This window comes from Cellulosimicrobium cellulans (genome assembly GCF_024124905.1).
Lineage (GTDB): Bacteria > Actinomycetota > Actinomycetes > Actinomycetales > Cellulomonadaceae > Cellulosimicrobium > Cellulosimicrobium cellulans_G.
Window position 1 is genome coordinate 503,549 of the sequence record NZ_JAMXST010000003.1, and the last position, 16,032, is coordinate 519,580.

Sequence of the window (16,032 nt, forward strand, 5' to 3'; positions counted from 1 at the left end):
CCATGTTCACCCGCCTCCGCGACGCCTGGCGCCGGTTCTCCGAGAAGCGCCCCGGGACCGCCCAGTTCGTCGTGTTCTTCGTGCTGAGCAACGGCATCACCGTGCTCCAGCTCGCGCTCATGCCCCTCATCAAGTGGGTCTTCGGCATGACCGCCCTGGTGGACGTGGCGTTCCAGGTCTGGCCGATCGGGACGAACCCGGACGGGTCGACGTACTACGTCTTCGACTACGCCGCCGGCCCGCTCCCGGGCGGTGGCGGTGGGCTGGCATACTTCCTCGCCGTGCAGATCACCTTGCTGGTGGCGCAGGTGATCAACTTCTTCGCTCAGCGCAACATCACGTTCAAGTCCAACTCGTCGGTCGCGAAGGCCGCGCTCTGGTACACCATCGCGTACGTCGTCATCTCCGTCGCCGCCGCCGCCGCGCAGGGCCTGTACAAGACGCCGATCTACGAGCTGTTCATCGACACGTGGGGCCTGGGCGCCGCGGGCGAGACCCTCGCGGACTTCACGACGATGATCATCAACGCGGCGATCTCGTTCTGGGTGTTCTTCCCGATCTTCAAGGTCATCTTCAAGCAGGTGCCCGAGGTGCCGGCCACGCCGGAGGCGGAGCACGCCGGAGAGGTGCGTGCGTCGTGACCCCGCTCCTGACCGTCGTGGTCCCGGCGTACAACGCCGAGCCCTACCTGGCACGCGCGCTCGACTCGCTCGTCGGGTTCGGGCCCGAGGTGGAGGTCCTCGTCGTCGACGACGGCTCGACCGACGGCACGGCCGCGCTGGCGCAGGGCTACGCCGACCGGCACCCGGGCGAGGTGCACGTGCTCCGCAAGGCCAACGGCGGGCACGGGTCGGCGATCAACACCGGACTCGACCACGCGCGCGGGGAGTACCTCAAGGTCGTGGACGCCGACGACTGGGTGGACCGCGCCGCGCTGGCGCAGGTGCTCGCGACGCTGCGCGGGTTCGTGCGCCGGTTCGTGGACGCCGGGACCCCCGGCGGGGAGCCCGTCGACCTGCTGGTGAGCAACTTCGTGTACGAGAAGGTCGGCAAGCGCGTGAAGACGGCCGTCCGGTACCGCGGCGCCCTGCCGCGCGGGCGCGTGCTCACGTGGTCGCAGACCCGCCGCTTCGCCAAGCGCCAGTACATGATGATGCACGCGCTGATGTACCGGACCCAGGTGCTGCGCGACGCGGGCCTCCGGCTGCCCGAGCACACGTTCTACGTGGACAACCTGTACGCGCTCGTCCCGCTCGCGCACGTGCGCACGCTGTACTACCTCGACGTCGACCTCTACCGGTACTTCATCGGCCGCGAGGACCAGTCCGTGCACGAGGCGGTCATGCTCCAGCGCCTCGACCAGCAGCTCCGCGTCAACTGGCTCATGCTCGAGCACGTCTCCCGGACGCCCGTGGCCGACCGGCGCCTGCGCCGCTACCTGCTGCACTACGTGGAGATCATCTGCGCGGTGTCGTCGATCCTGCTGGTCCGCGCCGGGACGCCCGCGTGCCTCGTGGAGAAGGAACGGCTCTGGTCGCGCCTGCGCGCCCAGGACCCCGAGCTCTACCACCAGGTGCGCTGGTCGGGCCTCGGGCAGATCGCCAACCTCCCCGGCCCGGCGGGCCGGCGCGTGACCGTCCTGGCCTACCGGGTCGCGCAGCGCGCCATCGGCTTCAGCTGACGTCCCGCGGCCCGACGCCCGGAGCGGCGTCGCCGTGGACGCGCAGCCGTCCGCGTCAGCGAGCGCCGCGACGCTGCTGCTCGATGAGGGGGCGCAGGCGGTAGGGGATGAGCTCGCCCATCGACAGCGAGGTCTCCGTGCGCTCGACGCCGTCGATCGCGAGGATCGCCGCGTCGATGCGGAACAGGTGGTCGGTGTCGCGGCACGCGACGGTGACGCGCAGGTCGGCCGTCCCGCTGCGCCCGAACGCCTGCACGACCTCGGGGATGCGCGCGACGTCGTCGACGATCCGGGCGAGCTCCTTCTGCCGCACCTGGACCTCGACGAACGCCGTGAGCGGGTGCCCGAGCACGTGCGGGTCGATCCGCCGGTCGAGCGCGAGGAACGCGCCCTCGGCCTCGAGCCGTGCGAGGCGTGCGGCGACGGTGTTGCGGGAGATCCGCAGGCGGTCGGCGAGCGCGACGATCGTCGCCCGCGGGTCGTCGGCGAGGGCGAGCAGGAGGTCGAGGTCGACAGCGTCGGCGCTGTGCATGCTGCTCACCCTAGCCGAGTGACGGCGGTCACACTGCGCAGCGTGTCGGAGGTCGGTGGAGCCATGTGCGTGGCAGGGGTTACGTTCGCCCTACCTCGGTCCTCGACGGTGAGGACCGGCTCCCCGAGGTGAGGTGGCGACGATGCCCAGCGAACCTGCGGTGCGGACCGGACCGACGGCGGCGACCCCGCCGAAGGCGCAGAACGGTCACCGGGCGGCAACCCCGCGCGACGCACGAGCAGACCGGAAGACCATGGCCCACGACGTGCGCCCGGACACGCCCGCCGCCCGGCGCGCGGGTGCTCCGGGCAGGCCGCCCCGCGCCGGTGACGCCCCCCGGGACGTCGGGGACACGCCGTCGGGCACGACCCCGACCCTGCGCGTGCTGACCGAGGACGGCACGCGGCTCCCGGAACCCGAGCTCGACCGGTGGCTCGCCGACCTCGACCCCGCGGCGCCCGACGAGGCCGCGCGTGAGGCCGCCCGGACGACGCTCCTGCGGCTCTACGAGGACATGGTCGTCGCGCGCCGCATCGACGCCGAGGCGACGGCCCTCCAGCGGCAGGGCGAGCTCGCGCTCTGGCCCCCGCTCCTCGGGCAGGAGGCGGCCCAGGTCGGCTCGGCGCGCGCGCTGCGCGACGACGACTTCGTCTTCTCCTCCTACCGCGAGCACGCGGTCGCGCGCGTGCGCGGCGCCGAGCTCGTCGACCTCGTGCGCGTGTGGCGCGGCGTCGCGGTCTCCGGCTGGGACCCCTACGCGATCGGCATGGCGTCGCCGCAGGTCATCATCGGCGCGCAGACGCTCCACGCGACCGGCTGGGCGATGGGCGTGCAGAACGACGTCGACGCGGGCCGGGTCGATGCGTCCGCAGGGCTCCCGGTGGGAGTCGCGTACCTCGGCGACGGCGCGATGAGCCAGGGCGACGTCAACGAGGCGTTCGTCTTCGCGTCCACGTACCGCTCGCCCGTCCTCTTCTTCTGCCAGAACAACCAGTGGGCGATCTCCGAGCCGGTCGCGCTGCAGTCGCGCGTCCCGCTCGCCGAGCGCGCCCGCGGGTTCGGCATGCCGGGCGTGCGCGTGGACGGCAACGACGTCCTCGCGGTGCTCGCCGTGACGCGCGCCGCGCTCGACCGGGCCCGCCACGACGGCGGCCCGACGCTGATCGAGGCCGTCACCTACCGCATGGGCCCGCACACCACGGCCGACGACCCGAAGCGGTACCGCGACGCCGCGGAGGTCGAGGAGTGGACCGGGCGCGACCCGATCGCGCGGTTCGAGGCGTACCTGCGCTCCGTCGGCGTGCTCGACGACGCGGGGGCGGCCCGGGTGCAGGGCGTCGCCGACGCCGCGGCGGCCGAGCTGCGTGCCGGGTGCGTCGCGCTCACCGACCCGCCGCCGCTGTCGCTCTTCGACCACGTCTACGCCGAGCCGCACCACGCGCTGGAGCGCGAGCGCGCCGAGTACGCGCACTACCTGGCGTCGTTCGGGGACGGGGACGACGGCGCGGGTGGGCCGGGCGCCGCGGGCGACCGGGCGGCGTCGGGCACCGGGACCGTGACGGGGGTGGCGCGATGAGCACCCTCACCGTGGCGAAGGCGCTCGGCGCGGGGCTGCGCCGCGCGATGACGGACGACGACCGCGTGGTCGTCATGGGCGAGGACGTCGGCCGCCTGGGCGGCGTCTACCGCGTGACCGACGGCCTCCAGGCGGAGTTCGGGCCGCGGCGCGTGCTCGACACGCCGCTCGCGGAGTCGGGGATCATCGGGACGGCCGTCGGGCTCGCGTACCGCGGCTACCGGCCGGTGTGCGAGATCCAGTTCGACGGCTTCGTGTTCGTCGCGTTCGACCAGATCCTGTCCCAGCTCGCGAAGATGCACGCCCGCACCGGCGGGAAGGTGCGCCTGCCGATCACGATCCGCATCCCCGTGGGCGGCGGCATCGGCGCGGCCGAGCACCACTCGGAGTCGCCCGAGGCGCTGTTCGCGCACACGGCCGGGCTGCGCGTCGTGTCGGTCGCGAACCCCCAGGACGCGTACACCGTGCTCCGCCAGGCCGTCGCGTGCGACGACCCGGTGATCTTCTTCGAGCCCAAGCGCCGGTACCACCTCAAGGGCGAGGTCGACCTCGATCCCGTCGACCCGCTGCCGATGGACCGGGCGCGCGTCGTGCGCGACGGCCACGACGTCACCCTCGTCACGTGGGGCGGGCTCGTGGGGACCGCGCTCGACGCCGCCGTCGCCGCGTCGGACGACGGCGTGTCCGTCGAGGTGATCGACCTGCGCTCGCTCTCGCCGATCGACCACGACACCGTCGCGGCGTCCGTCCGCAAGACGGGTCGCGTCGTCGTGACGCACGAGGCGCCGCGGCAGGCCGGGCTCGGCGCGGAGATCGCCGCGACCGTGACCGACCGCTGCTTCGAGTACCTCGAGGCCGCGCCCGTCCGCGTCACGGGTCACGGTATTCCGTACCCGCCCGCCAAGCTCGAGGGCCACTACCTGCCCGACCTCGACCGCATCCTCGACGGCGTCGACCGCGTCCTGGGTCGCGTCGAGCCGTTCGTGCCGTCGTCCGTGCCCGACGCCGGTTCGGTCGGGGCTCCCCGGTCGCCCGGCGCGACCCGCACCGTCGAGGCGGTGGCCCGATGATGACGATGCGCGAGTTCCGCCTCCCCGACCTCGGGGAGGGCCTCACCGAGTCCGACATCGTGAGCTGGCACGTCCATGCGGGCGACCACGTCGAGCTCAACCAGGTCATCGCCGAGGTCGAGACGGCCAAGGCCCTCGTCGACCTCCCGTCCCCGTACACGGGCGTCGTCGCGTCCCTGCACGCGGAGGAGGGCCAGACCGTCACCGTCGGCGCCCCCTTGGTGACCTTCGAGATCGACGACGGCACCCCTGCCGCCCCGACCGGGGACAGTGCCCCGCCCGCGACACCCCAGGCTGCCGAACCCGGGGTCGCTCCTCACACGGCCGTCCCCGTGAGGAGAGACCCCGGGCTCGGCGAGCAGGGGGACGACGACGGGCCAGAGCCGAACCTCGTCGGGTACGGGGCCGCGCCGGAGCGTGCGGGCAGGCCCACGCGCCGCCGTCGGGCTCCCGTGTCTGCTGCTGGGCGCGCCGGGGGCCGGCCCGAGCCGGCCGAACCCGGGGTCGCTCCCCAGGCGGTCCCGATCGTGAGGACGGATCCCGGGCTCGACGCCGACGCGACGCCCGGCCGGGTCGGCGAGCGGCCCCGGTCGACGCCGCCGGTGCGGGCGCTCGCTAAGAAGCTCGGCGTGCGCATCGACCGCGTGGACGGCACGGGTCCGGACGGGCTCATCACCCGCGAGGACGTCCTCGCCGCGGTGAGCTGCCACCGCGACGTCGCGCGCCCGCCGCGCGACGTCCACGGCACGCTCACCGCCTCGGCAGCCTCGGCAGCCTCGGCAGCCTCGGCAGCCTCGGCCGCCTCGACCGGCTCGGCCGCGTCGGCCGACGCTCCGTCGGCGACCGCGGACGAGAAGGGAGACGTGGCCCCGGGAGGGCTCGGACGAGGGGCCACGTCTCCCGTCTCGGCGGCCGCCGGCGTCGACGCGCGGGCCGGGCTCGAGCCCGAGGTCGTGCCGGTGCGGGGGGTGCGCAAGCACACCGCGGCGGCGATGGTGGCGAGCGCGTTCACGGCGCCGCACGCGACGGTGTTCCTCACGGTCGACGTGACGCGCAGCGTCGAGCTCCTGGAACGCCTGCGCACCCATCGCCTCGCGCGCGGCGAGCGGATCACCGTCCTGGCGCTCGCGGCCCGTGCGCTGTGCCTCGTGCTGCCGCGCCATCCCGCGCTCAACAGCGCGTGGCGCGACCTCGCCGACGGCTCGGCGGAGATCATGCGGCACCGACGGGTGCACCTGGGGATCGCGGTCGCGACCGACCGAGGGCTCGTCGTGCCGCACGTGCCCGACGCGCAGGACCTCGACCTGCCCGACCTCGCCGCCGCGCTCACCGACCTCACGGTCACGGCGCGCGACGGCCGCACGACGCCCGAGCGCCTCACCGGCGGGACGATCTCGATCACCAACGTCGGCGTGTTCGGCGTCGACGCGGGCACGCCCATCCTCGTCCCCGGGGAGGCGGCGATCCTCGGCCTGGGCGCGGTGCGCCGTCGGCCCTGGGAGCACGACGGCGAGGTCGCGCTGCGCGACGTCGTCACGCTGAGCCTGTCGTTCGACCACCGCGTGGTCGACGGCGAGCAGGGCGCGCGCTTCCTCGCCGACCTCGGCGCCCTGCTCGAGGACCCGGCCCTCGCCCTCCTGGCGAACGGTCCGCCCCCCACAGGTGGCACCGCGCTCGGCCGAACCCTGGATCCCTCCCCAGGATCGGCCGCGCGTGGGGAGCGATCCCGGGTTCGGCAGGGAGGGGTGACCGGATGACCGTCCTGACGAGCGCCGTCGAGCCCGGGTCGGACGCGGCCCGGGCGAACGACGCCGCGCAGCGGGCGCTCGCCGGCGAGCTGCGGGAGCGCACGGCGGCCGTCGCGCGCGGGGGGCCGGCGTCGGCGCGCGACCGGCACGTGTCGCGCGGCAAGCTGCTCCCGCGCGACCGCGTCGACCGCCTGCTCGACGAGGGCAGCCCGTTCCTCGAGATCGCGCCGCTCGCCGGGTACGGCGTGGACGACGGCGCGTGGCCGGCCGCGGGCGTCGTCGCGGGTATCGGGGTCGTCAGCGGGCGGCAGGTCATGGTCGTGTGCAACGACGCGACCGTGAAGGGCGGCACGTACCACCCGCTCACGGTGAAGAAGCACCTGCGCGCGCAGGAGATCGCGCTCGAGAACCGCCTGCCGTGCGTCTACCTCGTCGACTCGGGCGGCGCGTTCCTGCCCCGGCAGGCCGAGGTGTTCCCGGACCGCGACCACTTCGGCCGGATCTTCTACCACCAGGCGCGCCTCTCGGCGGCGGGGATCCCGCAGATCTCCGCGGTGCTCGGGTCGTGCACGGCCGGCGGCGCCTACGTTCCCGCGATGAGCGACGAGACGGTCATCGTGCGCGACCAGGGCACCATCTTCCTCGGCGGCCCGCCGCTCGTGAAGGCGGCGATCGGGGAGGTCGTGACCGCGGAGGAGCTCGGGGGCGGCGAGCTCCACGCGCGTCGCAGCGGCGTCGTCGACCACCTCGCCGACGACGACGAGGACGCGCTCGACACCGTGCGCCGCATCGTCGCGACGCTCCCGCCCGACCCTGCACCCGCGTGGGACGTCGCGGCGAGCGTGCCGCCCGCCGTCGGGCACGACGACGCCCGCGCCCCCGGCCAGGGAACGACGAGCGAAGGCTTGTACAGTGCGGTCCCGACCGATGTACAAGCTCCGTACGACCCGCGCGAGATCGTCGCGCGGCTCGTCGACGGCAGCCGGTTCGACGAGTTCAAGCGCGAGTACGGCGACACGCTCGTCACCGGGTTCGCGCGGATCCACGGGCACCCCGTGGGCGTCCTCGCGAACCAGGGCGTGCTGTTCGGGGCGTCGGCGCTCAAGGGAGCGCACTTCGTCGAGCTGTGCGACCAGCGCGGGATCCCCCTGCTGTTCCTGCAGAACATCTCCGGGTTCATGGTCGGCACCGACGCCGAGGCGGGAGGGATCGCGAAGGACGGCGCCAAGATGGTCACCGCCGTCGCGACGACGCGCGTCCCCAAGCTCACCGTGATCGTCGGCGGGTCCTTCGGGGCGGGCAACTACTCGATGTGCGGGCGCGCGTACTCCCCGCGCTTCCTGTGGTCCTGGCCCGCGAGCCGCATCTCCGTCATGGGCGGTCCGCAGGCCGCGTCCGTGCTGGCGACCGTCAAGCGCGACCAGCTCGCCGCGCGCGGTGAGACGTGGGACCCCGACGAGGAGGCCGCGTTCTCCGCCGGGATCCGCGCCGACTACGACGAGCACGGCAGCCCCTACTACGCGACCGCGCGCCTGTGGGACGACGGCGTGATCGACCCCGCCGACACGCGCCGCGTGCTCGGCCTCGCCCTCGGCGTGTGCGCGCGCACGCCCCTCGCCGAGACCTGGACCGGTGATCGGTTCGGCCTCTTCCGGATGTGAGCCGATGACCTCCGACACCCCCCACGAGGCGCCCGCCCGGACGGCGGACCGACCGTCCGAGCGCCCGGCGGACCAGCGCACGGACCAGCCCGGCGGCGGTCCCGGGTTCCGCACGGTCCTCGTCGCGAACCGCGGCGAGATCGCGTGCCGCGTGATCGGCACGCTGCGTCGCCTCGGCGTGCGGTCCGTCGCCGTCTTCTCCGACGCCGACGCCGACGCCCGCCACGTGCGCGAGGCGGACCTCGCCGTCCGGATCGGCCCGGCCTCCGCCGCGCGCAGCTACCTCGACGTCGAGGCGGTCGTCGCAGCGGCCGTCGCGACCGGGGCCGAGGCGATCCACCCCGGCTACGGCTTCCTGTCCGAGAACCCGGCGCTGGCCCGAGCGTGCGAGCGCGCCGGGATCGCGTTCGTCGGGCCGGGCGTGGACGCCCTGGACGCGATGGCGGACAAGCTCGCCGCCAAGCGCCTCGTCGGCGCCCGGGGCGTGCCGGTCGTGCCCGGGGCGGGCGAGCCGGGGATGTCCGACGACGACCTGCTGGCCGCCGCGGGCGACGTCGGGTTCCCGCTGCTCGTCAAGCCGTCCGCCGGGGGCGGCGGCAAGGGGATGGTCGTCGTGCGGACGGCCGAGGACCTGCCGACCGCGCTCGCGTCCGCGCGCCGGGTCGCCGCGTCGTCGTTCGGCGACGACACGCTGCTGCTCGAACGGCTCGTCGAGGCACCGCGCCACATCGAGGTGCAGGTGCTCGCCGACACGCACGGGACCGTCGTCCACCTCGGCGAGCGCGAATGCTCGCTCCAGCGCCGCCACCAGAAGGTGGTCGAGGAGGCGCCGTCGCCGCTCCTCACCGCGGAGCAGCGCGCCCGCATGGGCAAGGCCGCGTGCGAGGTCGCGCGGTCCGTCGGGTACGTGGGCGCCGGGACGGTCGAGTTCCTCGTCCCCGCCGCGCGCCCCGACGAGTTCTTCTTCATCGAGATGAACACGCGCCTCCAGGTGGAGCACCCCGTGACCGAGATGGTCACCGGCCTCGACCTCGTCGCGCTCCAGCTGCGCGTCGCGGCGGGCGCGCCGCTCGGCGTGGCGCAGGACGACGTCGTGCTCCGCGGCCACGCCGTCGAGGCGCGCCTCTACGCCGAGTCGCCCGAGCGCGGGTTCCTCCCGGCCACCGGGTCGGTGCTGGTCTACGACGACGGCGGCGTCCCGTCCGGGCCCGGTGCGTCGCCGCTGCGCCTGGACTCCGGCATCGCCACCGGGACGGTGGTCGGCGGCCACTACGACCCGATGCTCGCCAAGGCGGTCGCGTGGGGACAGACGCGCGACGAGGCCGTCGACCGGCTCGACGGGCTGCTCGCGCGGACGGTCGTGCTGGGGGTCGAGACGAACACGGCGTTCCTGCGGTCTCTGCTCGCGGACGGTGACGTACGGGCGGGGCGGCTCGACACGGGGCTGATCGACCGGCTCGTGTCTTCCGGTTCGTCGTCGGGGTCTGTGGTCGGGTCCGGTGAGGGGTCGGGGGGTGTGCGCGCCGTCTACCATCCGCGCCCTCGTTCCTCGGGCGCTCCCGCCAGGCCCGACCACGACGGCGCGCACACCCCCCGACCCCTCACCTCTGCGGTCGGCTCACCCGCCGAGCACGACAGCATGCACACCCGCTGTCCCCTCGCCTCGGAGGTTGGTTCGCCCGCCGAGCACGACGGAGCGCACACCCCCCGGGTCCTCACCCCGGAGGTCGGCTCGTTGTCCGACGACGCCGCGTGGGTCGATCTCGTGGCCGCGGCGCTGTTCGCGACAACCCCGCGCCGTGCCGAATCCGGGGTTGTCGACAGGTTCGCTGACGATTCGCGCGACCACCCCGGGTTCGGCGGGGCGGCGGGGACCGGCGACGACGATCCGTGGCGGGTCAGGGACGGGTGGCGGCTCAACGCGGCCGCCGCGCCGTGGCGGGTCGTGCTGGTCGATGCCGCCGGGAGTGTGCACGAGGTGCGGGTCTCCGGGTCGGCGCGGGACGCCGTCGTGCAGTGTCCGCCGGCGCGCGACACCGACGGCGGGTGGGGACCCGGCGCCGCGCGGCCGCGTGAGGTGCGGGCGTCGATCGAGCGTGACGCCGGGGCCGACGGCGCGTGGTGGCTCACCGTGGACGGCGTCCGGGAGCGCGTGCGGCTGGCGCTCGACGTGCCGTCCGCCGACGGCGAGCCCGCGACGGTGTGGGTGTGGCGCGACGGGCGGACCGTCGCCCTGGCCGCCCCGGACCGGGAGCAGCGCGCCGCACGGGCGCGGGACGAGCGCCGTCGGGCCCGCGGCGACGCGCCCGGCACGACCGACCCCGAGGTGCGGGCCGCCATGCCCGGCACGGTGGTGACGGTTGCCGCCGACGGCGAGCCGGTCGCCGCCGGGGCCGTCCTCGTGACGGTCGAGGCCATGAAGATGGAGCACCCGCTCCTCGCCCCGCACGACGGCGTCGCCGACGTGCGCGTGCGCCCCGGCGACCTCGTGCGCCGGGACCAGGTGGTCGCTGTCGTCCACCCCCACGACTCCGGCGCGGCAGACCCCGCCGCCCCGGTCCCGCAACCCGACACCCAGGGAGCATCATGATCGAGGCCGACGTCCTGCTCGACGACGAGCAGCGGAAGCTCAGCCAGGTGGTGCGCGACTTCGCGGACAGCGTCGTCGCGCCCGCCGCCTACCGGTACGACACCGAGCGCCGACTGCCGATGGAGATCATCGCGCAGATGGGGGAGCTGGGGCTGTTCGGGCTCCCGTTCCCGCGCGAGATCGGCGGTCAGGGCCAGGACTACGTGTCGCTGTGCCTCGCCGTCGAGGCGCTGGCGCGCGTCGACCAGTCCATCGCGGTGACGCTCGAGGCGGGCGTCGGGCTGGGGATCGTGCCGATCTTCCGGCACGGGTCGCGCGAGCAGCAGGAGCGCTGGCTGCCCGACCTCCTCGCCGGGCGGGCGCTCGCGGCGTTCGGGCTCACGGAGGCCGACGCCGGCTCCGACGCGGGCGGCACGCGCACGACCGCACGGCTCGACGGCGACGAGTGGGTGATCGACGGCTCCAAGCAGTTCATCACCAACTCGGGGACGCCGATCACGAGCCTCGTGACGATCACGGCCGTCACGGACGAGCACGTCAGCCAGGACGGCGAGGTGCGCAAGGAGCTGTCGAGCATCATCGTCCCCGCGGGCACGCCCGGGCTCGAGGTCGGGCCGTCGTACGACAAGGTCGGGTGGCACACGTCGGACACGCACCCCCTCACGCTCACCGACGTGCGCGTGCCCGCCGGCAACCTGCTCGGCGAGCGCGGCCGCGGGTACGCGAACTTCCTCCGCGCGCTCGACGAGGGGCGCATCGCGTTCGCCGCGCTGGCGACCGGCGCCGCGCAGGGCTGCCTCGAGGAGGCGCTGCGGTACGCGAAGGAGCGGGTCGTGTTCGGGCGCTCGATCGGCGAGAACCAGCACGTCGCCTTCACGCTCGCCCGCATGCAGGCGCGCGTCCACACCGCGCGGCTCGCGTGGCTCGACGCCGCGCAGAAGCTCGTGCGCGGCAAGGCGTTCAAGGCGGAGGCGTCGGTCGCCAAGCTCGTCGGCGGCGAGGCGGCGATGGCGAACGCGCGCGACGCGTCGCAGATCTTCGGCGGCTACGGCTTCCTCAACGAGAACCCGGTCGCCCGCCACTACCGCGACGCGAAGGTCCTGGAGGTCGGCGAGGGCACCACCGAGGTGCAGCTGATGGTCATCGCGAGGAGCCTGGGCCTGGACGGCTAGGCCACGACCGACGCCGAACACGACATAAAGGACGTTATCCGCCTCTTTCCGTCCTTCATGTCGTGCTCGACGGCGGGTGAGGTCGTTCTCGGCGGACGTCGCCGAGGCCGAGGTGAGGAGGGAGGAGCAGCATGCGCGAGGTGGTCCAGCGGGGCCTGTACTACGACGAGCTGGAGACGGGCGTGGTGTACCGCCACCGGCCCGGCCGCACGCTCACGGAGGCGGACGACGTCGTCTTCTCCACGCTCACGATGAACCACCAGGCGCTGCACCTCGACGCCGCGTGGGCCGCGACGCAGCCGTTCGGGCAGCGCCTCGTCAACTCGATGATGACGCTGTCCACGCTGGTCGGGCTGTCGGTCGGGCAGGTCACGCAGGGCACGATCGTCGCGAACCTCGGCTTCCGCGAGGTCGAGTTCCCGAAGCCGCTGTTCCACGGCGACACGCTGTACGCGGAGACGGAGGTCGTCGAGAAGCGGCTGTCGGCGTCGCGCCCGGGCCAGGGCGTCGTCACGCTGGAGCACCGCGGACTCAACCAGGACGGCGTCCTCGTCGCACGCGCCGTCCGCACCGCGCTCTTCTGGACCCGAGCCGCCCACGAGGCGGCATCCGCAGCACCCGGGGCCGGGCACCCCGGTGCTGCCGAACCCGGGATCGCTCCCCAGCCCGGCGCCCGCGTGGGGAGGGATCCAGGGCTCGGCGGCGAGAGCGGGTCTCACGACCCCGTCCTGGAGCGCGGCGACGAGGAGGGCGCGTGGTGAGCGACGCCGTCGGCGTGCCCCGCACCGTGCCCGACGACGCGGGGTCGCCCGGGTGCGGACTCGGGCCGGCGCTGTTGTTCTGCCCCGGCGACCGGCCGGACCGGTTCGGCAAGGCCGCCGAGCGCGCCGACGCCGTCATCCTCGACCTCGAGGACGCCGTCGCCGCGCCCGCGAAGGACGCCGCGCGGCGGGCGGTCGTCGAGGCGTCCGCGACGCTGGACCCGGCGCGGACGGTCGTGCGGGTCAACGCCGTCGGGACGCGCGAGCACGCGCTCGACGTCGCGACGCTCGCGGACACGCGGCTGCGCACGGTCATGGTCGCCAAGGCCGGGCCGGAGCTGCTGGGCTCGCTCGGTGCGCTCGCGGCCACCCTCCCGGGTGTCCGGGTCCTCGCGCTGTGCGAGACGGCGGCGGGCGTGCTCGCGGCGCCCGAGCTCGCCCGGCGACCCGAGGTCGTCGCGCTCATGTGGGGCGCGGAGGACCTCGTCGCGTCGCTCGGCGGGACGTCGAGCAGGCGTCCGGACGGGAAGTACCGCGACGTCGCGCGGCACGCGCGGTCGGCGGTCCTGCTCGCCGCCGGTGCCGCGGGCAAGGCCGCGGTCGACGCCGTGCACGTCGACGTCGGCGACCTCGACGGGCTGCGGGCCGAGGCCGAGGACGCCGCCGCGTCCGGGTTCGCCGCGACCGCGTGCATCCATCCGAGCCACGTCCCCGTGATCCGCGCCGCCTACGCCCCGACGCCGCAGGAGGTGGCCGCGGCGCGGGCGCTGCTCGACGCGGCGGCCGCGAACCCCGGCGGCCCGGACGCCGTCTTCACGCACGACGGCCGGATGGTCGACGGCCCCGTGCTGCGCCACGCGGAGGCCGTGCTGCGCCGGGCGGCCACCTGAGCGGTGCTCCCATGGGGACCGGTCCCCATGCCGGGGCGGTGCGGTGCGTCGGGGGCGCCGCATAGCCTCTCCCCGTGACCGACGTGAACGCCCCGGACCCGCAGGAGCAGCACTGGACCGAGGGCTTCCCGCACCTCGCCGACCGGGCCGCGACGCTGCTCGGCGTCGACGTCGCGACGGTCGCGCGCCACCACAAGGTCGTCCCGGGCGGGTTCCACGTGTGGACCCCGGGTCGCGGGGGCGCGCAGGCGATCGTCGGGTTCGACGGCTCGGCGTACGTGCGGGAGTCATGCTTCACGCAGGCCCAGATGGTGGAGGCGTTCCACGCCGGTCACCGCAACGACGCGAACGCCGCGACCCTCCCGGTGAACCACGCGGCGTCGGCGGTGGCCTCGATGGTCGGGATCCTGCGCGGAGAGCCGGCGCAGCCCGCGACGCCCGTCGGCCCGAGCGAGGCAGAGCTCGCCGAGCTCGTCGGCGGCGCGTTCGAGCAGACGACGCCGGACGAGATCGCCGCACGGCTGCGCGCCCGCGGCAAGGGCGCGTTCGTCGTCGTGGGCGTGGACCGCGCGCACGGGCCGGGCCACTGGTACGTCGCGTACTTCGACGGCGAGCAGGTGCTCGCGCTCGACCCGATCGCCAACGGCCGCACCGCGTGGCCGCCGCCCGCGGCGGACGCGGTGCGCTGGTGGGCGGACGGGACGCCGACGACGGCGCCCGCGCGGGTCGTGCTCGACGTCCGGTCGGCCACGGGTCGCCGCGTGTGGACGCAGACGACGCCGTTCCTCGCCCCGACGGCGCAGTCGTTCCTGGACTGGGTCGCGACCCTGCCCGCGGAGAAGGTCGTGAAGGGCTACCAGGTCTGGCACGGCTTCTGGTGGGTCGTCCTCTCGGCGTCGGGCGACGACCTGCGCGTCGCCGTCACGGACCTCACGAAGGACGGGATCTCGACGCTCACCTGGGACGTCGACCCGATGCTCGACACCTACCGGCAGCAGCGGGAGATGGTCGCGTTCTGCAAGGTCGGCTCGAAGAGCACGCGCTTCACGGAGACCGTGCTCGTCTACAACGACGTGTACGACGCCCCGGAGATGTTCGTCGAGCGCACCCGGCCGGTGGGCGACGGGGCGTCGGGGTGGGTCGTGAAGTCGATCGCCGCGCAGCCTCGGGGCGGCCTCGTTCCCGTGCCGGCGCACGAGCTGTACCGCCGGGCGCCGCACCTCGTGCGCTACCTCTCGCTCCCGGAGGGCTTCCGGGCGGTGTGGGCGAAGAACCGGACGAACCAGATCTGGAACCCGGACGGCGAGCTCGTCTGGGACGCCGACGCGCGCGACGCGGCGAACGCGGCCGCAGCGGCGCAGCAGGGGACGGCGACGGGCGCACCCGCTCCGGCGACGGGCACGGGGACCGGCGACGCCCGGGCAGCCGACGCCGCGGCCGCCTCCTCGTCGGCGGGTGACGCGTCGGCGAGCGCGACCGGCCAGGGGGCGTCGACGTCGGGCACCACCCGCCCTCGGGGGAGCGTCGCCTACGAGGCGGCGCGCGACGCGCTCGACGACCGCGCCGCGAGCCGCGAGCGGGTGCTGGCCGCCGCGCACGGGCTGCGCGACGCGTTCGTCCGCAACGAGCACATGATCGGCCTCCTGCCGGCCGACGCGGAGCAGGTGCTCGTCGACACGTACCGGAGGGCCGACGCGGGCGGGGCGGACGCGGTGTCGCGCGAGGCGGCGACGTCCTGGGTGCGCGAGGCGTACTTCCGCCGGCTGCCGCTCGCCGCGGAGGCCGCCGAGCGGGTCGACCGGCTCGCCGAGGACGACCCTGACGGCGGCGCGCACGTGCTGCGCGGGTGGATGCGCTACAACGGCTACGGGTTCGCGCAGGACGCCGCGGCGGCCGTCGCGGACCACGAGGAGGCGGCGCGCCGCGGCAACGCCGACGCGCTGTTCGAGCTGTCCGTCCTCACCGCGACCGGACAGGGCACGCCCGTGGACGAGGCGCGCTCGCGCGCGTTCCTCGAGCAGGCCGCGGACGCGGGCCACCCGCGGGCGCTCTACAACCTCGCGGCGGAGCACGCGACGGGTCGGGGCCGTCCGCGGGACTCCGCGCGCGCCCTGGAGCTCTACCTCGCGGCGGGCGACCGCGGCAACGGCCGCGCGGCGTTCACGGCGGGCGTCATGATGCTCACGGGGGACGGGTCCCTGCCCGACTCGGCCCGCGCCGGCCGGGCGTTCGCGCTCGCCGAGGACCTCGGGTTCGACGTGCGCGACGCCGCCGCGCAGTTCCCGCCGCAGCTCGCCGAGCAGGTCGTCGGAGCGCTCGCCGCGGACTGACCGGACAAAAGACGCTCACAG

Annotated in this window: 11 protein-coding genes and 1 pseudogene; 11 read left to right on the forward strand and 1 reads right to left on the reverse strand. The window is 74.9% G+C overall.

What is annotated here, in order from left to right; genetic code table 11:
• Nucleotides 1-2 precede the first annotated feature (2 nt).
• Together NHH00_RS10950 and NHH00_RS10955 are read left to right on the forward strand one after the other, a co-directional pair.
• On the forward strand, nt 3-641 hold the full coding sequence (locus NHH00_RS10950; protein WP_253052011.1) for a hypothetical protein: 639 nt from the start codon (nt 3-5) through the stop codon (nt 639-641).
• Complete coding sequence (locus tag NHH00_RS10955; protein ID WP_253052013.1) at nt 638-1,681, forward strand: glycosyltransferase family 2 protein; 1,044 nt, start codon at nt 638-640, stop codon at nt 1,679-1,681. Before NHH00_RS10950 ends, NHH00_RS10955 begins: the two co-directional genes overlap by 4 nt.
• Before the next feature lie 55 nt (nt 1,682-1,736).
• On the opposite strand, the gene NHH00_RS10960 is transcribed toward NHH00_RS10955, so the two are convergent.
• Nucleotides 1,737-2,213, reverse strand: coding sequence for an Lrp/AsnC family transcriptional regulator (locus NHH00_RS10960; RefSeq protein WP_253052015.1), 477 nt, complete (start codon nt 2,211-2,213; stop codon nt 1,737-1,739).
• A 253-nt stretch (nt 2,214-2,466) separates the two neighbouring features.
• Between NHH00_RS10960 and NHH00_RS10965 the strand changes: the two genes are divergently transcribed.
• From NHH00_RS10965 to NHH00_RS21055, 9 genes and pseudogenes are all read left to right on the forward strand, one after another.
• On the forward strand, nt 2,467-3,789 hold the full coding sequence (locus NHH00_RS10965; RefSeq protein WP_253052017.1) for a thiamine pyrophosphate-dependent dehydrogenase E1 component subunit alpha: 1,323 nt from the start codon (nt 2,467-2,469) through the stop codon (nt 3,787-3,789).
• A complete protein-coding gene (locus NHH00_RS10970) occupies nt 3,786-4,859 on the forward strand; it encodes an alpha-ketoacid dehydrogenase subunit beta (protein WP_253052019.1) in 1,074 nt (357 codons plus the stop codon). Before NHH00_RS10965 ends, NHH00_RS10970 begins: the two co-directional genes overlap by 4 nt.
• Nucleotides 4,859-6,616: a dihydrolipoamide acetyltransferase family protein gene (locus NHH00_RS10975; RefSeq protein WP_253052496.1), complete on the forward strand. Its 1,758-nt coding sequence runs from the start codon at nt 4,859-4,861 to the stop codon at nt 6,614-6,616. Before NHH00_RS10970 ends, NHH00_RS10975 begins: the two co-directional genes overlap by 1 nt.
• On the forward strand, nt 6,613-8,268 hold the full coding sequence (locus NHH00_RS10980; protein ID WP_253052021.1) for a carboxyl transferase domain-containing protein: 1,656 nt from the start codon (nt 6,613-6,615) through the stop codon (nt 8,266-8,268). The genes NHH00_RS10975 and NHH00_RS10980 overlap by 4 nt, the downstream gene beginning before the upstream one ends.
• Nucleotides 8,269-8,272: 4 nt before the next feature.
• Nucleotides 8,273-10,858: an ATP-binding protein gene (locus tag NHH00_RS10985; RefSeq protein ID WP_253052023.1), complete on the forward strand. Its 2,586-nt coding sequence runs from the start codon at nt 8,273-8,275 to the stop codon at nt 10,856-10,858.
• Nucleotides 10,855-12,030: an acyl-CoA dehydrogenase family protein gene (locus tag NHH00_RS10990; protein ID WP_253052025.1), complete on the forward strand. Its 1,176-nt coding sequence runs from the start codon at nt 10,855-10,857 to the stop codon at nt 12,028-12,030. Before NHH00_RS10985 ends, NHH00_RS10990 begins: the two co-directional genes overlap by 4 nt.
• A 131-nt stretch (nt 12,031-12,161) precedes the next feature.
• Nucleotides 12,162-12,653: pseudogene (locus NHH00_RS10995) on the forward strand (MaoC family dehydratase); the annotation flags it as partial.
• Between the two features lie 164 nt (nt 12,654-12,817).
• Entirely contained in the window at nt 12,818-13,681 is an 864-nt protein-coding gene (locus tag NHH00_RS11000) for an HpcH/HpaI aldolase/citrate lyase family protein (protein ID WP_253052498.1), read from the forward strand.
• A 74-nt stretch (nt 13,682-13,755) separates the two neighbouring features.
• A complete protein-coding gene (locus NHH00_RS21055) occupies nt 13,756-16,011 on the forward strand; it encodes an immunity protein Imm33 domain-containing protein (protein ID WP_253052027.1) in 2,256 nt (751 codons plus the stop codon).
• Nucleotides 16,012-16,032 lie beyond the last annotated feature (21 nt).